A 21174-nucleotide genomic window follows, 5' to 3' on the forward strand; every position below is an offset into this window, starting at 1 on the left:
CGCCAGAGCAAAGGATCTGCGACACCGAGCGACAGTGGACTGAGATTTGGGTGACGCCCAGGCCCCTCAAACCACTGCCAAACGGTGCCTGCACCCGGAGTCCGCGCCTGTTGCTGCAGCGGCCCTTCACACGGATAGAAGTAGAAAAATAGGAAGAAAAAAATGTTAGGTTTAAAACGCATCACCATCAAGAAAAACGAACGCGGCCTGTTGCTGCGCAATGGCGACTTCGAGCGCGTGTTGCAGCCCGGTCAACACTGGGTGGGTACCTGGGGTGCACCCGTGCGCATCGAGACCTTTGCCATGGAGCAAACGGCATTTGTACACGGCCTGGCCGATTACTTCATGGCCAAGGAGCCCGAAGTTTTGGCGCAAGAATTTGTGCACGCCGCGCTGACCGACTCCCAAGTGGGCCTGCGGTATGAGAACGGTTTGCTAGTGGAAATTTTGCCGCCCGCAACCCGCAAGCTGTACTGGAAGGGCTTGAACGATGTGCGTGTGGATGTGGTGGATATCGCCACCAGCGAAAAGCTGTCTGCCGAATTGATCGCCAAGCTGAGCCAGACCCAGTTGCGCCAGCGCCCGGTGACTGGTTTGGCCGGTGTGTTGCTGGTGCAAGTGCCGGACTACCACGTGGGTGTGTTGACCGTGGACGGCAAGTTGCAAGAGTTGCTGGGTGCCGGTGCCTACGGGTTCTGGCGCTACAACCGCCAGGTGCAGGTGGAGTGTGTCGATTTGCGTTCGCAGGCGCTGGAGATCAGCGGCCAGGATATCCTGACCAAGGACAAGGTGGGCTTGCGCTTGAACCTTTCGGCAACCTGGCGTTATGACGAAGTGCAGAAGGCATTCGCTACTACCGCCAAGCCTGCGGAACTGGTTTACCGCGAGCTGCAGTTTGGTCTGCGCGCCGCCGTGGGTACCCGCACGCTGGACGAGTTGCTGGAAGACAAGGCAACCATCGACACCATCGTGAAGGACTACGCAGCGCAGAAACTGATGGCAGCCGGCATCACGCTGGAAGGCGTGGGTGTGAAGGACATCATCTTGCCCGGCGAGATGAAGACCATCCTGGCCCAGGTGGTGGAAGCCGAGAAATCGGCCCAAGCCAACGTGATCCGCCGCCGCGAAGAGACTGCCGCCACGCGTTCGCTGTTGAACACCGCCAAGCTGATGGAAGACAACCCCATCGCCTTGCGTATGAAAGAGCTGGAGACCTTGGAACGCGTGGCTGAACGCATTGACAAGATCTCTGTGTTTGGCGGTTTGGATCAGGTGCTCAACGGGCTGGTGAAGCTGCGTTGAGTAGGAGTTGAAGAGATAAGGGCACGCAGGCACAGAAGGGAGCGCCACTGCCAAAAATGTTGATATTGCCGGCAGCTCGGGTAACACCGAGTACGGCGGGCAAGTCGGTGGACGAGCAAGGTTGAGGATGCAGGTGCTGGCTCCGATGACGGGTCTGTCACTGGCGCGCGTTTCCAATCGTCCACTGGGCCACAGGATTCAAACACCGTGGTCGCCGTATTGATGCGGGTTCGAATCCCGCCGTGTCCACCATAAATTAGAAATGAATGAAAGAGAATCAAAAAAATGAACTACCAACAACTCAACGTCCCCAACGGCGTGCCCGTGAAGATGTGGACCAATGGCGTGCCCATTGAAGCCGAAGCCCAGCGCCAGCTGGAAAACGCGGCCAAGCTGCCCATCGTGTTCAGCCACGTGGCCGTGATGCCCGACGTGCACTACGGTATCGGTGCCACCATTGGTAGCGTGATCCCTACGCTCAAGGCCATCATTCCCGCTGCGGTGGGGGTGGATATTGGATGCGGAATGATCGCCTGCAAGACCACGCTGGTCGCCAGCGATTTGCCGGACAACCTGGGACCGCTGCGTAGCGAGATTGAAAAGGCCGTGCCGCACGGCATGTCGCCCAAGCAGTACCGTCGTGAGGGGAGCAACCGCGACAAGGGTTCGTGGGAGAACACGCCTGCCGCTGCGGACACTGCCTGGGCGCAACTGGTGACCGAATTTGACGCGCTGTGTGTGGACTACCCACGCTTGAAGAACACCAACAACCACCGCCATATGGGAACGCTGGGTGGGGGTAACCACTTTGTGGAAATCTGTCTGGACGAAGCCGGTAGTGTGTGGATCATGTTGCATAGCGGGTCGCGCGGTGTGGGTAACGCCATTGGTACGCATTTCATTGAGCTGGCCAAGAAGGACGCGGAGCTGCACCAGCGCAACCTGCCCGACCAGGACCTGGCCTACTTTGAAGAAGGTGCCCAGTACTTTGGTGACTACGTGCGCGGCGTGGGTTGGGCCCAGAAGTTTGCGCGCTTGAACCGCGAGGTGATGATGCAGGCCGTGATCGGCGCATTGCGCAAGACGATCAGCAAGCCATTCGAGACGCACCTGGAAGCGGTGAACTGCCACCACAACTATGTGCAGAAGGAAACCCATTTTGGGCAAGAAGTGTTCGTGACCCGTAAGGGCGCCGTGAGCGCGAAGGCGGGCGAGCTGGGCATCATCCCCGGAAGCATGGGTGCCAAGAGCTTCATCGTGCGCGGTAAGGGCAACCCGGATAGCTTTAACAGCTGCAGCCACGGTGCGGGGCGCACCATGAGCCGTACCAAGGCCAAGAAACTGTTCACGGTGCAGGACCAGATTGATGCCACGGCCGGCGTGGAATGCCGTAAGGACGCCGATGTGATCGACGAGATCCCCATGGCCTACAAGGACATCGACGCCGTGATGCTGGCGCAGAACGACCTGGTGGAAGTGGTTTACACGCTGAAGCAAGTGGTGTGTGTGAAAGGTTGATTGAAGAAAATGAAGAGCGGAAAGCAAAGGCGGGAGGAAATCAAGGCCAAGCGCCTAGTGCGCCTGCGTGCCGCGCAGGCGCCCAACCCCTATATGCCTGCAAAGGCAGTGCCTCTGGGTGCCGTGGCGGTGGACCCTGCGCAACTGGCCCACAACACTACATGGGGTTTGCTGCCTTCGTTCTACATCGATACGCCTTTCGTCTGCAAAGACTGTGGCGCACACGAAATATGGACGGCCAAGCAGCAAAAGTGGTGGTATGAAATTGCCAAGGGGCCTATAGACAGCCGCGCTGTGCGCTGCCGCCCCTGCCGGGCGGTGGAGCGCGCGCGGGTTGAAGAGGCCCGGCGCGTAAGCCAAGCCGGCTTGGCATTGAAAGCAGAGAAAAAGAAGAATGATGATGACGAAAACCGAAATCAAAGAAGTGATTGAAATCGACGGCTCGCAAGGCGAGGGCGGTGGGCAGATCCTGCGTACAGCCCTCGCCCTGAGCCTGATCACCGGCCAGGCGTTCAAGCTGGTCAACATCCGCGCCAAGCGCCCCAAGCCCGGCCTGATGCGCCAGCACCTGGCCTGCGTGCAGGCGGCTGTGGCTGTAGGCGGCGGGCCTGAGCATTGCCAGGCGCTCGACGCCGAGGGCGCACCGGTGCAGATTGGCGCCGACCAATTGCACTTCACGCCCGGCCCAGTGCGTGGCGGCGACTATGAGTTTGCAGTCGGCTCGGCCGGCAGTTGCATGCTGGTGCTGCAAACCGTGCTATGGCCGTTGGCGCTGGCGGCGCAAGCCTCCAGCCTCACGCTGCGTGGTGGCACCCACAACCCGATGGCGCCATCGGCTACCTTCTTGAGCCGCATGGCGCCCTACTTTTCTGGAGGTGGCCAGACACTGTATGCGCTGGAGCTGCAGCGCCATGGCTTCTACCCTGCTGGCGGTGGTGAGGTGCGCGTGCGCATCGCCCCGCTGCCAGAGGGACTGGCAGCCATCCACCTGATGGAGCGCGGCGCCTTGGTCGAGGCCTGGGCCGAATGCCTGCACGCGGGCATTCCCCGTGGTGTGGCCGACCGCGAGCTGGACGTGCTGGGCCGAGCGCTGGGGTGGACGGAAGCGCAGTTGCGTAACCGCGCGCTGCGCGCCAACGAAGGCCCTGGCAACGCGCTGCAAGTGGTGCTGCAATACGAGCACATCACCGAAGTGTTGACCGCCTTTGGCGAGAAGAGCGTGCGTGCCGAGGAAGTGGCTCGCACCGTGCTGCGCGAAACCCAGGTCTACCTGGCTCACCGCGCGCCGGTGGGCGAACACCTGGCGGACCAGTTGATGATTCCTTTGGCGCTGGCGGCATTGCGAGGCCGTGCCGGGCGGTACTGGGCGACCACATTGTCGGAGCACACGCGCACCAATGCCAAAGTCATTGAGCAGTTCCTGCCGCTGCACTTCATGATGGAACCGCTGGATGGCGGTTTCTTGGTGCGGGTGGATGCTTAGTCCACGTACACCACCGAAGTGCTGATGGCCATCGCTAAGAGGAATTCATCCAACGTCTTGCTTTACACTTGCCGGCCGATTTTGTAGGCCATTAATGTGTGGAAATCGAGTTGTTCGTGTCTTGTCGTCCGAATGCTCCCAAATCGACCTCTCTTACATCTGCAATCCATTGTTTTCGTTTGACCTTTAACCGGACGCCCGTGTCCTCTTCTATGAAAAAATATTTGGAACTATTGTTGTTTGCGCTGGTCGTTTCGTTGCTTCCTATGGGTGCAATGGCACAGACATGCCCAACTCAATCGAGTTGTTACAAGGGCGACTTGGCGTACGACCTCTATCTACCGCCCGGCCCTATTCCCACTGTCCCACGTCCTGCGGCGATATTGATTCATGGCGGCGGCTGGGGACTTGATAAGTCGTTCACGCGCACTGAGTTTGCCCCAATCGGGAAATGGCTGGCCGAGCACGGAGTGGTCGCCATGTCGGTCGAATACCGGTTGGCGCCAGAAAATAAGTGGTCGAAGCAGGGCGAAGATGTGGCGGCGGGTGTGTGGTGGTTGCGAAACAATGCAAGCTCGCTTGGGATCAACCCGCAAAAAATAGTAGCCATAGGCGGCTCCTCCGGCGGCCATCTTGCGGCGTGGCTTGGAGTGAAGGCAATCTATGACTCTAACGTATCGAGCCAAGTCCAGGCCATTGTGTCGATATCCGGCCCATGGGATTTGACAAGAAAAAATCCGGTTTCTGGTCTCCCTGACTTCGACGATGACGGTAAGGCGTCTATTGATGCTTTGCTGTACGCCAATACGCCGCTTTCTGAGCCCTCCCTTGAAAATGCATCCCCTATTGCTTTCATCAATTCCCAGACACCGCCAACACTCCTTTTTCATGGGGATTCGGATACGACGGTTCCTTATAACCAAGCGGTTGCCGCGTGCGGCAAAATTCGTAGTCAAGGCGCATCTTGTGAGTTGATCACGCTGGGCTCATTGAAGCATAAAGACGTTGGCCTACTTTTCCAATCCAATCCAATCGATCCATCAGTCAGAAAGCCGTTGGAGGCATTTCTAACCGCTTGGGCCACCTCTTCTGCCATGCCGCTGACTGCTCCAACGATTGGCATTCCCACACCAGGCATTGATTCTGTCAATGTAGCCTTTACCCCGGGCCTACTGGGCGGGGGTACGTTGGTCAACTACACCGCCGCTTGTGGAGGTGCCTTCGCTACAGGCACTAGCTCGCCCATCACAGTAACCGGGCTTTCCAGCAATACGCAATACCTGTGTCGCGTCATGGCAAGCAGCAGTGTGGGTAGTAGCCCTTGGTCAGACTGGACGACTGTTTCAGTCGTCCCCTCGTCTCAAGCGACCCTGTCCGCACCTTCGATTGGTACTGCCATAGCGGGCAATGGCGCTGCTGTCGTGAGCTTTACCCCGGGGGGGATTGGCTCCGGCACGCTGTTGAACTACACCGCCAGTTGCGGCGGTGTCACCAGCACTGGGACTAGCTCACCCATCGTCGTTACGCCGTTGACGAATGGAACCACCTATACCTGCCAAGTCAAAACCAACACTAGCACGGGTAGCAGCGGGTGGTCTGGCTCCTCCAACTCAGTCACTCCCGTGTTTCCCGCATCCGGGCCGACGATCACAGCCGTGACGCCTGGAAACGGTTCTATTAGCGTCGCTTTCACCCCAAACCCACAAAGCACCGGTACCTTGATCAACTACACGGCAGACTGCGGTGGCATCACAGCTACGGGGACCAACTCACCAATCACAGTGACGGGCCTGACGAATGGGACGTCGTATTCCTGCATGGTCAAAGCCACCACCAGCGTGGGCACCAGCCTATGGTCGCTAGCGTCAAATGCTGTGACCCCAGTAGGGGCTGCGCCAAGTGTTAGCGTCAACGTTGCGCTGTCCTCCCAAGGCGGGGTAGCCAGTGCCTCCAGTACGTTTAGCAGCTACTTCCCTGCGTCGTACATGAACGACAACGAGCGCAGAGGTTCGGTGAACGGCGTTGTCACAACCTGGTTCGATGCCACTCGCTATACGTTCCCGGACTGGGCACAAATCAACTTTAGCGGCGCCAAGACCATCGACCGCGTAGTGCTGTTCTCGCCGCAAGACGTGTGGAACGACTCCGCCGTGGAGCCCAGCGACACCATGACGTTCTCGGTGTACGGCATCACAGCCTTTGATGTGCAAACCTGGGACGGCTCGGCTTGGGTGACCCAAGCAACGGTTACCGGCAACAACTTGGTCAAGCGCACCGTCACATTCCCCGCAGTCACTACGGACCGCATACGCGTTCAGGTGAACGGCAGTCTCAATGGCTGGTCCTACATCATTGAGCTGGAAGCCTGGACATCCGTGGGTGCACAGCCGCCTGCTCAGCCCGTAGCGCCTGCAGCGCCTATGGGCGTCAGCGCTACGGCGGGCAACGCCAGCGCCAGCGTGAGCTTTACACCGGGTGCATTGGGCAGTGGCACCTTGGTCAGTTACACGGCTGATTGCGGCGGCGTTACAGCTACCGGAGCGAATTCACCCATCACTGTGACGGGCCTTACTAACGGTGCGTCGTATTCGTGCAAGGTCAAGACCACCAGCACAGCGGGCGTCAGCCCATGGTCGGCAGCTTCGAACAGTGTGACCCCGGCGGCGCCATCAATACCTAGTGTGAACGTTGCGCTGGCTTCCCAAGGCGGAGTAGCCAGTGCCTCCAGCACGTTTAGCAGCTACTTCCCTGCGTCGTACATGAACGACAACGAGCGTAGAGGGTCTGTGAACGGCGTTGTCACGACCTGGTTTGATGCCGATCGCTATATCTTCTCGGACTGGGCGCAAATCACTTTCAACGGCGCCAAAACCATCGACCGCGTAGTGCTGTTCTCGCCGCAAGACGTGTGGAACGACTCTGCCGTGGAGCCTAGTGACACCATGACGTTCTCGGTGTACGGCATCACAGAATTTGACGTGCAAACCTGGAACGGCTCATCCTGGGTGACCCAGGCAACGGTTACCGGCAACAACCTAGTCAAGCGCACCGTCACGTTCCCCGCGGTCACTACGGATCGCATACGCGTCAACGTGAACAATAGCCTCAAGGGCTGGTCCTACATCATTGAGCTGGAAGCCTGGACAGCCGTGGGTGCACAGCCGCCTGTACAGCTTGTAGCGCCTGCAGCGCCCACTGGCATTAGCGCCACGGCGGGCAATGCCAGCGCAAGCGTGGCCTTTACGCCTGGTGCATTGGGCAGTGGCACCTTGGTCAATTACACGGCAGACTGCGGTGGCATCACAGCTACGGGGACCAACTCACCGATCACCGTGACTGGCCTGACCAATGGTGCGTCGTATTCCTGCAAGGTCAACACCACCACCAGCGCGGGTGTCGGCCCGTGGTCTGGGGTATCCAACACGGTAACACCCGTGGTGCAGACCCTGCCGTCCGCGCCAACCATTGGTACTGCAACAGCTGGTTTTGGTTCCGCCACGGTTAACTTTACGCCGGGCGCCTTGGGTAGCGGTACATTGGTCAACTACACCGCCGCATGCGGCGGCACGTTGGTCACTGGCACTAGTTCGCCTATCACCGTTACAGGCTTAGTCCACGGCACACAATACATGTGCCGTGCCAGGACCAACAGTAGTGTGGGCAGTGGTCCTTGGTCAGATTGGACTAGTGACCCTGTGAACCCCTAGGGCTCGATCCCGTCCCAAGATACAGGTGCTATTGCTCGGTATCAGCGTATCCACCTTGCTGCCGTTGGATGGCGGCGTGCTGGTGCAGGTGGCTGCTTAGCGGGCTGCGGCTTCGCCCGCGCCCTGCACCAAACGCGCCTTGAAGAACGCCAGCACCTTGGCATTGAACTGCTGGTGGAATGCCACGCGGTCAAAGTCCGGGTTGTCGCGGCAGATGGCGGGCAGGGCCTGCATTTGTTGGGCAGAGCAGGGCGCCAGGTAGGCAAAGTGACCGGCGCGCTCGGCCACCTGGTATTCGGCCAGGGTGGGCAGGGCGGTGCGAATCGCCTCCACGCTGCGCAGCGTGACGCCATCTCCGCCCAGTGCCGAAGACCACAGCTGGATGGGAACGTTCACGGAGGCGATGCCCTGGGCGTCGAACAAACTCAGCGGGTCTGCAATCACCGCTGCCTTGATGCGGCTGTCACGCGCAGGCGCGGGTGGCAACTCTTTGGCCTGGACTTCCTGGCACAGCGGAGCGCTGCGCTCTGCGCACAGGCCCAGGCCCACGCGGAAATTTGGCACCGCGCCGGATGCCACCAGGCCGGTGTAGCCACCGCGCGAGAAGCCGAAGAATCCAATGGCCTGGGTGTTCACGCGGCCATGCTCTGGCCACTGCGTGGTCATGTAGTCGACCAGGCGCTGCATGTCCACCGGGCGTGTGAGAAAGGCCGACAGATGGCCTTGGCGGCTCAGGTCTTGAAAGTTGTCGCCCGGGTGGCTGATGGCGGCCACCACAAAGCCCGCGTCGGCCAGTGTCTCGGCCGTATCGCGGTGCCCCAGAAAGCTGCCGCCGCTGCCGTGTGACACCACGACCAGCGGTAGATTGTTGCCCGTTGCCGGGCAATCTTTGACGCCGGACAGTGTCATGGAACCCAGTTGAATCTCAGCGGCCGGTGCGCTGCACGGCGTCCAGACGGCGCCTTTGAGCGCGGGGCCTTTGCTATCGGCCGGTACTTCGATGAACTGGAGGCCTGCGGCATGCGCCACGGGCGCCAAAGCGGCAAGGACAAGCGGGAATACCAGGGCAGACAGTGCTTTGTGCAGGGTGCGCATTTTCATCATGTTGGGTTCTCTCCTGTGGATGGAAGAAAGGTTTTCTTTCTTTTCTTTGAAGCGGCCATTGTGTAAAGCGGCAGCATGTCCGTCGCCCGGCCTGAGACGAAGCGCCTTATTCCGGGCGCGAAATGCGCGCAGGGATGCGCGAGCTTTGGCGCCTGTGCCGCCGCCTTCCGCAGGAGTCTCTCTGGCGGTGGTCGGTGATATGCTACTGTTTAGATAGCGAGAACTTTCATGCACAGGCCCGTCGTGTCGTATCGCGAAGTGTTGCGCATTGTTACGCAAACGGGGCCCTGGCACGCCCGGGCGGGGTCTATACTGCGGCCCGCGGTTGCGTAGACACCGCGCCAGGAAACCATGTCACGCCGCCAGACACATATCGATGCCGCCAAGGTGCTGGCATCGCACCTCATCGTTCTCCACCACTTCACCGCATATGGCCCTTTGTCCGATGCGCTGGAGCATGCCTTTCCCATGCTGACGGATTGGTTCTTCGAATACGCGCGCATGGCGGTGCAGGTGTTCCTGGTAATTGGCGGTTACCTGGCGGCTGGCACGCTGGCCCCGCACGGCTACTTCCAGCGTAAGTGGCCGTGGCGCAGTGTGGCGCAGCGCTATGTGCGCCTGGTGCTGCCGTTTGGCGTGGCCCTGCTGCTGGTGACCGCGTGCAGCGCCGTGGCGCGGCATTGGTTGCATGCGGATTTCATCCCCGCGGCGCCCAGCCCGTTTGCACTGCTGGCGCACTTTGCACTCTTGTTCGACATCCTGGGCTATGAGTCGCTGTCCAGCGGTGTCTGGTACGTGGCCATCGATTTTCAGCTCTTTGCGGCGATGGCGGTCCTGCTGTGGGTGGGTGGACGCGGCGCCAAGTGGTTGGTGGCGTTGGCCATGTTGGGCTCGCTGTTTTTCTTCAACCTGCACCAGAAGGGCGATATCTGGGCGCTGTACTTCTTTGGCTCCTATGGCATGGGTGCCTTCGCTTGGTGGGCCGGCCACTCGCGCCATGCGGGCAAGCTCTTGGCCTTGCTGGCCGCTGCCGGTGCCGCCGCACTGGTGTGGGACTTCAGGCTGCGTATAGCGCTGGCCTTGGTCGTGGCACTGGGTTTGGGCGTGGCGCGCTGGCACCTGGGCCACGATGCGCACCAGAAGCCCGCACTGCGGTCCCTGGCGTTCAGGGTGCTGCGGATGCTGAGCCGAAGCTCGTATGCCTTGTTTCTGACCCACTTTGCAATCGTGCTGCTGGCCAACGTGCTATGGACACGCTTTGCATGGACGGCCCCCGGCGCTGCGCTCTGGTTTGCTGCGGCCACCTGGGCCGTGTGCGTGGTGATCTCCATACTGTTTGAACGTCTGGTCGAACGGCCGTTGTCGGCCCTGCGCATACCGGCCTGACCGCATACCCGGTGGCTGCATGGCTGCCGGATATGCGTGGCAGCGTACAGACCACGCGCCAGGCCCAGCTTAGGGTGGGGTTTCTTGAAAGGAGAACCCCTATGTTCCAGCTCGACAGCTACCTGTTTTTCGACGGCACCGGCACCGACGCCATGCTGACCGACCGGTTCGGCACGCCCTGGTTCATCTCGTGTGGCGCAGCCAAGGACTAGGTATGGGCGCCCCACTACAACACTGGCAGGTGCTGCCCCACCGGCAGCCTATCCGTGTCGGCAGCAACATTTTGACTGTCACTGGAGACATCCACATGCCGCTGGTGGACCTGCCGCGGCGCATGACGGTGGTTCGGCTGCACGGCGCACGCCTGGTCATTTATAGCGCCATTGCGCTGGACGAAGACGAGATGACGGCGTTGGAGGCCTGGGGCCGTCCGGCATTTCTGATCGTACCTAGCGATACGCATCGCCTGGACGCCAAGATCTGGAGGGACCGCTACCCCAGCATGCAGGTCGTCGCGCCGCCCGGCGCCCGCGCCAAGGTCGAAGAAGTGGTCGCGGTGGACACGATGGCCCCGAATTTCCAAGACCCCGAATTGGAGTTCATGGTCGTACCCGGCACGCGGGGCCACGAGGCCGCGCTCCTGTCGCGCTCGGGCGAAGGCTGCACGCTGATCCTCAATGACGTGGTGGCCAACATCCACGGCGCCAAGGGCTTTGGTGGCTGGCTGCTGCGGCTTGGCGGCTTCGCAGGGGACGGGCCGCATATCCCCTCCGTGGTTAGGATGAAGGTGGTGGGCGACAAGGCCGCCTTGCGGCTGCAATTGCTAGAGTGGGCCGCCATGCCATCACTGAAGCGCATTGTGGTGTCGCACGGGGACATCATCGAAAACAACCCACGCCAGGCATTGCGCGAATTGGCGGGGTCGCTGAATTAGTTATTGGGGATGGGCGGCACCCGAGGGTGCTGCGCTTTAGAACTCGGTCACCACGGTTACGCCCGCGACTTCGAATTTGTCCATATTCATCAGCGCGTCGATTGACTGCTCCAGGTTGATCCTTTTGCCGATAAGTTTTTCGGGCGCCAGCTTGCCCGTTTGCACCATGTCCAGCATGGCGCCGTAGCGGTGCGCCTGCATGCCGTGGCTTCCTAAGATTTCAAGCTCATGGGCAATGACCTTGCTCATGGGTATGGCCGGCGTACTGTTCTCCGCCAGCATGAGTCCCACCTGGATGTGCTTGCCGCGCCTTCGCAGGTTGCTGATCGAATTGAAGCAAGTGGTGGGGTGGCCCAGTGCATCCAAAGAAACGTGGGCGCCGCCTTTTGTGATCTCGGCTACGGCCTCCACCACGTTGGCAACTTTGGTTGCATTCACGGTGGCAACCGCCCCCATGGCCCGCGCCATGGCGAGCTTTTCATCGGAGATGTCGATGGCGATGGCATTGGCACCCACCGCATTGGCAATCATGATGGCCGACAGGCCCACACCGCCGCAGCCATGTACCGCGACCCATTGGCCGGCGGACGTTTTACCCTGGTCTACGACGGCGCGAAACGATGTCACAAAGCGGCATCCCAGGCTGGCTGCGGTGGCAAAGTCCAGCGTCTCGGGCAAGGCCACCAGGTTGAGGTCGGCCTTGTGAATGGAGACGTATTCTGCGAACGACCCCCAGTGGGTGAAGCCGGGTTGAAACTGCTTTTCACACACTTGCTGGTTACCGGAGTGGCACTCCGGGCAGGCGCCGCATCCACCCACAAACGGAACGGTAACCCGATCGCCTACCCGCCATTGGGTCACGTCTTTGCCGACCGCTTCCACAATCCCAGCCAACTCATGCCCAGGAACATGGGGGAGCACGATGTCGGCATCGTGCCCCACCCAGCCGTGCCAATCGCTGCGGCAGACGCCCGTCGCCTGCACCTTGACGACCACGCCATGCGCCTCGGGTGTGGGGTCTGGCACCGTTTTTAGTTGGGGTGGGGTTGAGAAGGCTTCATAGACTACGGCTTTCATGGGTCTCCCTTTTTTGCTTGAGCAACAGGCCTATTTTGCCTTGGCCACCGCATACGGAATCTGCGTGCGCCGGTTCTCGTTGACGTCCAGGCTGCGGCCGAAGAAGGGGAATGCGCGCTGCGGGCAGGCCTCGCGCTCACACACTTTGCAGCCCATGCCAATGGGCGTCCAGGCTTGGGCGTCCTGCAAATCCAGCCCTTTGGAATACACCAGCCGGTCCGCATACTGCAGGTCACAGCCCAGGCCGATGGAGAACACACGCCCCGGCGATCCATAACCGCCGTACCCGCCCGACACCGTGCGCGCCATCCACAGGTAGGCGCGGCCGTCGGTCATCTGCGCGAGCTGCGTCAGGATCTTGCCGGGCTGGGCAAACGCCTCGTACACATTCCACAGCGGGCAGGTGCCGCCCACTTTGGAGAAGTGGAAGTGCGTGGCCGATTGCCGCTTGGAGATATTGCCCGCCCGGTCCACGCGGATGAAGAAGAAGGGCACGCCGCGTGCACCGTTGCGTTGCAAGGTACTGAGTCGGTGGCACACCGTCTCAAACCCCACGCCAAAGCGCCGGCCCAGGTGGTCAATGTCATAACGCAGGCTCTCGGCCGCTTGCAGAAACGGGCCATAAGGCAAGAGCAGGGCGCCTGCGAAGTAATTGGCCAGGCCAATGCGTGCCAGCGCGCGCACGGCGTCGGTGCTGAACTGACCCTGCTGTGCCAGGGTTTGCAGCACACCGTCCATCTCCAGAAACGCAATCTGCGTTGCCATCTGGAACGCGGCCTGGCCGGGCTCCAGCGCGGGTGACAGCTGCAGCGTGCGCGATGCGTGGTCATACACGCGTTGTGCCGCTGCTTCCGTCTGTGCATCACCCTTGACCACACGCACGCCATGCTTTTCATACAGCCGCTGCGCCAGGCCAGCGCCCATGGCGCCGGGCTCCAGCTTCCAGTCCAGCACCATTTGTTCAGCGGCCGTGTCCAGCTCTGCAATGTAGTTGTTGCGCTCGGTGAAAAAGTCGCGCACTTCCTCATACGGCATGGGGTTGGCGCTGCTGAGGCTGCCGCGGTCATCGTCGCCAAACAGTGCGGCCATGCTTTCCAGTTGCTCCAGGGCTTCGCGGTGCCTCTGGTGCATGCGGATCATCGTGCGGGCCACGGCCGGCATGCCGGACGCCAGCTCCTTCACCTCGGCCAGCGACACGGTGTCGGGTGCCGCCACCTGCGTAAAGGCCTCGCGCAGGTCGGTGATGAGGCGTGCCTCTTCGTCTTCCGAAAACATCTGCACGTCCAGACCCAGCGCCCGGTTGATCTTCAACAGCACCGACACGGTCAGCGGCCGCTGGTTCTGCTCCAGCTGGTTCAGATAGCTGGGCGACAGACCCAGCGTGTGCGCCAGCGCGATCTGGCTCAGGTTGCGCTCCTCGCGCAGGCGGCGCAGCCGCACACCCATAAAAGTCTTCTTCATGGCATGTCGCTCAAGATAATTTGCAATATTTGCAAAACTGCCTAATCACATTTGCAAGCCTTCGCAAATTCTGGTTTGTGAAAAGAGTACTGCAAATGCATTTCTTGCGAATTATGGCTGCATATCACTCTGTACGCCTAGCTGTTAAATGCAACCTTATGAAATTCGCAATGTTTGCAAACTTGCAGTTTCGCATTCGCAAAAACTCGCCATTTCAGTCCTATCGCAAGTCATTGATCGTGCGTACATTGCGAACCCATGACCACATCGTCCAGCACTGTCGAGCTCACAGACATCGTCTTCCCCGAGCAGGCCAACCACTACGGCACGCTGTTCGCAGGCAACGCCTTGCAGTCCATGGCCAAGGCCGCCTTCCTGGCCGGGCGCGGTTTTGCGCAGCGCGATGTGGTGGTGGCCGCAGTCAGCGGCGCGCAGTTCTTGTCGCCCATTCCGGTCGGCCATGTGCTCACGCTGCGCGCATGGGTCAGCCGTGTGGGCCGCAGCTCTTTGACCGTGTGTGTGACCGGGCTGGCCCACGCGCTGGGCACGGCACCAGAACAAGTCCTCAACGGTGTGTTTGAGATGGTGGCTGTGGATGCCGCCGGACGCCCCGTGCCTATTGATGCCTCGTATGTGAAACAGGAGACCCTTGCATGACCACCATAACAACTACAACAACGGAAGCACCCGCTTTCAAGCCCAAGAAATCCGTGGCCCTGTCCGGTGTCACCGCGGGCAACACCGCGCTGTGCACCGTGGGCCGCACGGGCAACGACCTGCACTACCGCGGCTACGACATTCTGGACATTGCCGAGGTCTGCGAATTTGAAGAAGTAGCCCACCTGCTGGTTCACGGCAAGCTGCCCACCCGCGCCGAGCTGGCCGCGTACAAAGCCAAGCTCAAGGCCATGCGCGGCGTGCCTGCCAGCGTCAAGCAGGCGCTGGAGCAGATCCCCGCAGGCGCCCACCCCATGGACGTGATGCGCACAGGGGTGTCGGCCCTGGGCTGCACGCTCTCGGAGAAAGACGACCACAACACACCCGGCGCGCGTGACATTGCCGACCGGTTGATGGCATCGCTGGGTTCCATGCTGCTGTACTGGTACCACTGGTCCACACAGGGCAAGCGCATTGAACTGGAGACCGATGACGACTCGATCGGCGCGCATTTCTTGCACTTGCTGCACGGCACCAAGCCCAGCGCCGCGTGGGAGCGTGCCATGCACACTTCGCTGAACCTGTATGCCGAGCACGAGTTCAACGCATCCACCTTCGCAGCCCGCGTTATCGCCGGCACGGGCAGCGACATGCACTCCGCCATTGCCGGCGCCATTGGCGCATTGCGCGGCCCCAAGCACGGCGGCGCCAACGAAGTGGCGTTTGAGATCCAGAAGCGGTATGACAACCCCGACCAGGCCGAGGCCGATATCCGCCGCCGTGTCGACGCCAAGGAAGTCGTCATCGGCTTCGGCCACCCGGTCTACACCGTCAGCGACCCGCGCAACGTGGTTATCAAGGGTGTGGCCCAGCGCCTGTCGCAAGAAGCAGGCTCTACCAAGATGTTCGACATCGCCGAGCGGCTGGAATCGGTGATGTGGGAGGTGAAAAAAATGTTCCCCAACCTGGACTGGTTCAGCGCCGTCAGCTACCACATGATGGGCGTGCCCACCGCCATGTTCACACCGCTTTTTGTCATTGCCCGCACCAGCGGCTGGGCGGCACACATCATCGAGCAGCGGCAGGACAACAAGATCATCCGCCCCAGCGCCAACTACACCGGCCCCGAGGATTTGAAGTTCGTGCCCATCCAGGACCGGAGCTGATGTGACGTCGCCCGCCATGAACAACACTGCCTACCGCAAGAACCTGCCCGGCACCGCGCTGGATTATTTCGACGCCCGCGCGGCCGTCGACGCCATCACCCCCGGCGCCTATGACTGCTTGCCCTATACATGCCGCGTGCATGCGGAGAATCTGGTGCGCCGCTGCGACCCGGCCACGCTGACCGCGTCGCTGCGCCAACTGATTGAACGCAAGCGCGACCTGGACTTTCCGTGGTTCCCCGCGCGTGTGGTGTGCCACGACATCCTGGGCCAGACGGCGCTGGTGGACCTGGCCGGCCTGCGCGACGCCATTGCCGACATGGATGGCGACCCGGCCCAGGTCAACCCCGTGGTGCAGACCCAGTTGATCGTGGACCATTCGTTGGCCGTGGAGTTTGCCGGCTTTGACCCCGATGCCTTTGCCAAGAACCGCGCTGTGGAAGACCGCCGCAACGAGGACCGTTTTCACTTCATCGAATGGACAAAAAAGGCCTTCAAGAATGTAGAGGTCATCCCGCCGGGCAACGGCATCATGCACCAGATCAACCTGGAGCGCATGAGCCCCGTGGTGCATGCCAAGGATGGCGTGGCATTCCCCGACACCCTGGTCGGCACCGACAGCCACACACCGCATGTGGACGCGCTGGGCGTCATCGCCATTGGCGTGGGCGGGCTGGAGGCCGAGAGTGTGATGCTGGGCCGTGCGTCGTGGATGCGCCTGCCTGACATCATTGGCGTGGAGCTGACCGGCAGGCCGCAGCCCAACATCACTGCCACCGACATCGTGCTGGCGCTGACAGAATTCTTGCGCGCGCAAAAGGTGGTCGGTGCCTACCTGGAGTTTTATGGCCCCGGTGCCGCCGCGCTGACGCTGGGCGACCGCGCCACCATCTCCAACATGACGCCAGAGTTTGGCGCCACGGCTGCGATGTTCTCCATCGACCAGATGACGATTGACTACCTGCGCCTGACCGGGCGTGAGGATGCGCAAGTGCATCTGGTCGAGACCTATGCCAAGGTGACCGGCCTGTGGTCTGACGCGCTGGCTACGGCGGAATACGAGCGTGTGCTGCGTTTCGATTTGTCCACCGTGGTACGCAACATGGCCGGCCCATCCAACCCGCACAAACGCCTGCCCACATCCGAACTGGTAGCGCGCGGCATTGCCGCCCCGTGGACCAACCTGCCGGGCCAGATGCCCGACGGCGCAGTCATCATCGCGGCCATCACCAGTTGCACCAACACCAGCAACCCGCGCAACGTGATCGCCGCCGGCCTGCTGGCGCGCAACGCCAATGCGCGTGGGCTTACGCGCAAACCATGGGTCAAGTCTTCACTGGCGCCGGGTTCCAAGGCCGTGCAGTTGTACCTGGAAGAAGCGGGCCTGTTGACCGAGCTGGAGCAGTTGGGCTTTGGCATCGTCGCCTTTGCCTGCACTACCTGCAACGGCATGAGCGGCGCGCTGGACCCTGCCATCCAGCAAGAGGTGATAGACCGCGACCTGTATGCCACGGCGGTGCTGTCAGGCAACCGCAATTTCGACGGTCGTATCCACCCTTATGCCAAGCAGGCCTTCCTGGCATCGCCCGCGCTGGTGGTGGCCTATGCCATTGCTGGAACCGTGCGGTTCGATATCGAGAAGGATGTGCTGGGCACGGATGCACAGGGCAAGCCCGTGACGCTAAAAGACATCTGGCCCAGCGACGCCGAGGTGGACGCCATCGTGGCCAGTAGCGTGAAGCCGGAGCACTTTCGCCGCGTGTACGACCCCATGTTCAAGATTGGTGTGGCCAGCGACGAGACCATCAGCCCGCTGTACGACTGGCGCGTGCAGAGCACCTATATCCGCCGCCCGCCGTATTGGGAAGGTGCGCTGGCCGGTGAACGCACGCTCAAGGGCCTGCGCCCGCTGGCCGTGCTGCCCGACAACATCACCACGGACCACTTGTCGCCCTCCAACGCCATCCTGCTGGACAGCGCGGCCGGTGAATACTTGCACAAGATGGGCCTGCCCGAGGAAGACTTCAACTCCTACGCCACCCACCGCGGCGACCACCTGACCGCGCAGCGCGCCACCTTTGCCAACCCGCAGTTGGTCAACGAGATGGCCGTGGTCGATGGCAAGGTGAAGAAGGGATCGCTGACCCGCATCGAGCCCGAAGGCAAGGTCGTGCGCATGTGGGAGGGCATAGAGACCTATATGCAGCGCAAGCAGCCACTCATCATCGTCGCCGGTGCCGATTACGGCCAGGGGTCATCGCGCGACTGGGCCGCCAAGGGCGTGCGCCTGGCGGGCGTGGAGGCCATTGCGGCCGAGGGCTTTGAGCGCATCCACCGCACCAACCTGATCGGCATGGGCGTGCTGCCGCTGGAGTTCAAGCCCGGCACGAACCGCTTGACGCTGGGCCTGGACGGCACCGAGACCTACGACGTCGTCGGTGAGCGCAAGCCGCGTACCGACCTGACACTGGCCATCACGCGCAAGAACGGTGCGCGGGTGGAGGTGCCCATGACCTGCAGGCTGGACACGGCAGAAGAGGTTTCGATCTATGAGGCGGGCGGCGTGCTGCAGCGCTTTGCCCAAGATTTTTTGGCGGAGGCACGCACAACATGATGGTTTGCTACAAAATACGCAGCTATGGACTTGGTCACCCTTCTGGTCATAGCGCAACCGCCAGCCGACGTACTGCTGGCCATGGAAACAGCACTTTCCACAGAAGGCCTGGAGCAGCGATTGGCCGGAAAAATCTTTCCGTCGCACATGTGGCACCAGTCCTTGTCGCACAAATTGGACTGCACGCGCGATCAACGCGATCGCATCGCGAAGTCCTGCTCGCAGATCGATGCGCCAGCCTTCACGATGCCGCTGAACAGCGTGGGGGGCGAGGCGAAGAATTTCGGGTCGATCCACTGGGCTTTGCGTCCGAAGGGGCGGCCACCGGGCTTCGATGCTGCGCTGACCGCCATCCGCAAAGCCTTGCGCACAGAAGACATGGGCAAGAACACCCCGCATGTCACCATCAGCTACGGAGCGCACGTGCCGCTGGCCAGCACGCCGATACGTCCTATCCCCTGGCGGATCGACGAGGTACAGCTGGTCGAGATTCACAACGATCACCAGCGCTACCACCCCATCGCCCGCTGGCCACTGCGCGCGGCACCGCCTGGAATGGAGAGTCAGTTAAACCTTTGGTGACGCGCAAGGTGGGAGCCCAAACATGACAACTTCCCACCCACCCCAAACCAAAATCCCCGCCACCTATATGCGTGGCGGCACCAGCAAGGGCGTGTTCTTCCGCCTGCAAGACCTGCCATCTGCTGCGCAGCAACCTGGCCCCGTGCGCGATGCGCTGCTCTTGCGCGTGATCGGCAGCCCCGACCCCTATGGCAAGCAGATCGACGGCATGGGCGCGGCCACGTCCAGCACCAGCAAGGCGGTCATCGTCTCGCCCAGCAGCCGGCCCGACCACGATGTGGACTACCTGTTTGGCCAGGTGTCCATCGACAAACCCTTTGTGGACTGGAGCGGCAACTGCGGCAACCTGTCCGCCGCTGTGGGGCCGTTTGCCATCACCAACGGCCTGGTGGATGCCAGCCGCATCCCGCACAACGGCATGGCTACCGTGCGCATTTGGCAGGTCAATATCGGCAAGACCATCATTGCCCAAGTGCCCATCACCAACGGCGCGGTGCAGGAGACGGGTGACTTTGAGCTGGACGGCGTGACATTCCCCGCGGCAGAAGTGCAGCTGGCCTTCATGGACCCGGCTGCGGACGAAGACGGAGGTGAGGGCGGCGGTGCGATGTTCCCCACCGGCAATGTGGTGGACGTATTGGACGTGCCTGGCCTGGGCGCGCTGCAGGCCACGCTGATCAACGCCGGCATACCCACCATCTTTGTCTACGCCGCGTCTATTGGCTACACCGGCACCGAACTGCAAGACGCCATCAATGGTGATGCCAAGGCGCTGGCCAAGTTTGAAGCCATCCGCACCGCTGGCGCACTGCGCATGGGGCTGATTGCAGATGCGGCCGAGGCTGCCACACGCCAGCACACACCCAAGGTGGCCTTTGTGGCCCCACCTGCCAGCTACACCGCGTCCAGCGGCAAACCCGTGGCCGCGCAAGATGTGGACCTGCTGGTGCGTGCGCTCTCTATGGGCAAGCTGCACCACGCCATGATGGGCACGGCCGCCGTGGCCATAGGCACGGCAGCGGCCATACCCGGCACGCTGGTCAACATCGCGGCTGGTGGTGGCGTGCGCAGCGCCGTGCCGAAGTCGGTGGTTTTTGGCCACCCATCCGGCACCTTGCGCGTGGGCGCAGAGGCCGAGTTTGTCGATGGGCATTGGACAGTCACCCAGGCGGTGATGAGCCGCAGCGCCCGCGTGCTGATGAGCGGCTGGGTACACGTGCCCGGCGACGCGTTCTGACGCACCACAACTCCTAAGGAACCCAACATGTCAACCCGCAAGACCCTCCGGGCCTTGGCCGACGCACGCCGTGGCGTCATCGTGCCGGGCGCTTTCAACGCCTTATCCGCCAAGGTGGTGGCCGATCTGGGCTATGAAGCCATCTACGTCACCGGCGCCGGTGTCACCAATATGTGGTTCGGCATGCCGGACCAGGCCTTCATGGGTCTGCACGAGATCGCCGACCACACGGCCCGCATCCGCGACGCGGTGGACGTGCCCTTGATCGTCGACGCCGACACCGGCTTTGGCAACGCGCTCAACGTGCGCCACACGGTGCGCGTGCTGGAGCGCGCAGGGGCGGACTGCATCCAGTTCGAAGACCAGGTGGCGCCCAAGCGCTGCGGCCACTTCAACGGCAAAGAGGTCATCTCCACCGAAGAGGCCGTCAGCAAGATCAAGGCCGCTGTTGATGCGCGCCAGGATGCGGACCTGCTGATCATGGCCCGCACCGACGCCTGCGCCGTGCACGGCTTTGAGGCCGCCATTGAGCGCGCCCACTTGTTTGGCGAGGCCGGTGCCGACATCCTGTTTGTGGAAGCCGTGACCACGGCCGAGCAGATACGCGCACTGCCACAGCGCCTGCGCCAGCCGCAGCTGATGAACATGGTGATTGGCGGCAAGACGCCCATCTTCAACGCCGAAGAGCTGGGCGGCATGGGTTACGGCATCGTGCTGTATGCCAATGCGGCGCTGCAGGGTGCGGTGGCCGGCATGCAGAAGGCATTAACCGTGCTGCGCGACACACGCCGCCTGGACGAAGACCCCACCCTGGTCACCCCGTTTGCCGAACGGCAGCGCCTGGTGGGCAAGCCCTTCTACGACGCGCTGGAGCGCCTGTACGGGGGAGGCATATGACAAATCGGCCGCTAGCCCTCGTCGGATATGACAGTGCCACTATCACATT

At 61.7% G+C, this 21174-nt stretch carries 16 protein-coding genes and 1 pseudogene; 14 read left to right on the forward strand and 3 right to left on the reverse strand.

What is annotated here, in order from left to right; translation table 11 throughout:
* Nucleotides 1-162: 162 nt before the first annotated feature.
* The 6 genes and pseudogenes from AC07OO_RS22455 (at nt 163) to AC07OO_RS22480 (ending at nt 8010) form a co-directional block, all read left to right on the forward strand.
* Nucleotides 163-1302: a slipin family protein gene (locus AC07OO_RS22455; RefSeq protein ID WP_495084376.1), complete on the forward strand. Its 1140-nt coding sequence runs from the start codon at nt 163-165 to the stop codon at nt 1300-1302.
* Between the two features lie 285 nt (nt 1303-1587).
* Nucleotides 1588-2820, forward strand: coding sequence for an RtcB family protein (locus AC07OO_RS22460; protein ID WP_495084377.1), 1233 nt, complete (start codon nt 1588-1590; stop codon nt 2818-2820).
* Between the two features lie 9 nt (nt 2821-2829).
* Nucleotides 2830-3252 carry a zinc-ribbon domain-containing protein gene (locus AC07OO_RS22465; RefSeq protein WP_495084378.1) on the forward strand — a complete coding sequence of 141 codons (423 nt, stop codon included), beginning with the start codon at nt 2830-2832 and terminating at the stop codon, nt 3250-3252.
* Nucleotides 3245-4303 carry an RNA 3'-terminal phosphate cyclase gene (rtcA, locus tag AC07OO_RS22470; protein WP_495084454.1) on the forward strand — a complete coding sequence of 353 codons (1059 nt, stop codon included), beginning with the start codon at nt 3245-3247 and terminating at the stop codon, nt 4301-4303. The genes AC07OO_RS22465 and rtcA overlap by 8 nt, the downstream gene beginning before the upstream one ends.
* A gap of 275 nt (nt 4304-4578) precedes the next feature.
* A pseudogene (locus AC07OO_RS22475) lies at nt 4579-5289 on the forward strand (alpha/beta hydrolase fold domain-containing protein); the annotation flags it as partial.
* Between the two features lie 999 nt (nt 5290-6288).
* On the forward strand, nt 6289-8010 hold the full coding sequence (locus AC07OO_RS22480; RefSeq protein ID WP_495084457.1) for a fibronectin type III domain-containing protein: 1722 nt from the start codon (nt 6289-6291) through the stop codon (nt 8008-8010).
* 96 nt (nt 8011-8106) lie between these two features.
* Here the strand turns inward: AC07OO_RS22480 and AC07OO_RS22485 are convergent, their stop codons facing one another.
* A complete protein-coding gene (locus AC07OO_RS22485; protein WP_495084379.1) occupies nt 8107-9114 on the reverse strand; it encodes an alpha/beta hydrolase family protein in 1008 nt (335 codons plus the stop codon).
* Between the two features lie 351 nt (nt 9115-9465).
* Here AC07OO_RS22485 and AC07OO_RS22490 point away from each other — a divergent pair, with 351 nt between their 5' ends.
* The gene (locus tag AC07OO_RS22490; protein ID WP_495084380.1) at nt 9466-10500 is read left to right on the forward strand and encodes an acyltransferase family protein; all 1035 of its coding nucleotides are present in this window, start codon (nt 9466-9468) and stop codon (nt 10498-10500) included.
* A gap of 214 nt (nt 10501-10714) precedes the next feature.
* Nucleotides 10715-11434, forward strand: a complete 720-nt coding sequence (locus tag AC07OO_RS22495; RefSeq protein WP_495084381.1) for a hypothetical protein — start codon at nt 10715-10717, stop codon at nt 11432-11434.
* A gap of 36 nt (nt 11435-11470) precedes the next feature.
* Here the strand turns inward: AC07OO_RS22495 and AC07OO_RS22500 are convergent, their stop codons facing one another.
* Together AC07OO_RS22500 and AC07OO_RS22505 are read right to left on the reverse strand one after the other, a co-directional pair.
* The gene (locus tag AC07OO_RS22500; protein WP_495084382.1) at nt 11471-12511 is read right to left on the reverse strand and encodes a zinc-dependent alcohol dehydrogenase family protein; all 1041 of its coding nucleotides are present in this window, start codon (nt 12509-12511) and stop codon (nt 11471-11473) included.
* Between the two features lie 30 nt (nt 12512-12541).
* The gene (locus AC07OO_RS22505; RefSeq protein WP_495084383.1) at nt 12542-13972 is read right to left on the reverse strand and encodes a short-chain fatty acyl-CoA regulator family protein; all 1431 of its coding nucleotides are present in this window, start codon (nt 13970-13972) and stop codon (nt 12542-12544) included.
* A 258-nt stretch (nt 13973-14230) separates the two neighbouring features.
* Between AC07OO_RS22505 and AC07OO_RS22510 the strand changes: the two genes are divergently transcribed.
* Genes AC07OO_RS22510 through AC07OO_RS22535 form a run of 6 tightly spaced genes read left to right on the forward strand, consistent with a single transcriptional unit; the run spans nt 14231 to nt 21125 of the window.
* Nucleotides 14231-14629, forward strand: a complete 399-nt coding sequence (locus AC07OO_RS22510) for an acyl-CoA thioesterase (RefSeq protein WP_495084384.1) — start codon at nt 14231-14233, stop codon at nt 14627-14629.
* Nucleotides 14626-15795, forward strand: a complete 1170-nt coding sequence (gene prpC, locus AC07OO_RS22515) for a bifunctional 2-methylcitrate synthase/citrate synthase (RefSeq protein WP_495084385.1) — start codon at nt 14626-14628, stop codon at nt 15793-15795. Before AC07OO_RS22510 ends, prpC begins: the two co-directional genes overlap by 4 nt.
* A gap of 16 nt (nt 15796-15811) precedes the next feature.
* Nucleotides 15812-18409: a Fe/S-dependent 2-methylisocitrate dehydratase AcnD gene (gene acnD / locus AC07OO_RS22520; RefSeq protein WP_495084386.1), complete on the forward strand. Its 2598-nt coding sequence runs from the start codon at nt 15812-15814 to the stop codon at nt 18407-18409.
* Nucleotides 18410-18433: 24 nt separating this feature from the next.
* Entirely contained in the window at nt 18434-18991 is a 558-nt protein-coding gene (locus AC07OO_RS22525; RefSeq protein ID WP_495084387.1) for a 2'-5' RNA ligase family protein, read from the forward strand.
* Nucleotides 18992-19013: 22 nt separating this feature from the next.
* Complete coding sequence (gene prpF, locus AC07OO_RS22530) at nt 19014-20228, forward strand: 2-methylaconitate cis-trans isomerase PrpF (RefSeq protein WP_495084388.1); 1215 nt, start codon at nt 19014-19016, stop codon at nt 20226-20228.
* A gap of 27 nt (nt 20229-20255) precedes the next feature.
* Entirely contained in the window at nt 20256-21125 is an 870-nt protein-coding gene (locus tag AC07OO_RS22535; protein WP_495084389.1) for an isocitrate lyase/PEP mutase family protein, read from the forward strand.
* The last annotated feature ends 49 nt before the right edge of the window (nt 21126-21174 follow it).

This window comes from Rhodoferax sp. GW821-FHT07G04 (genome assembly GCF_059418585.1).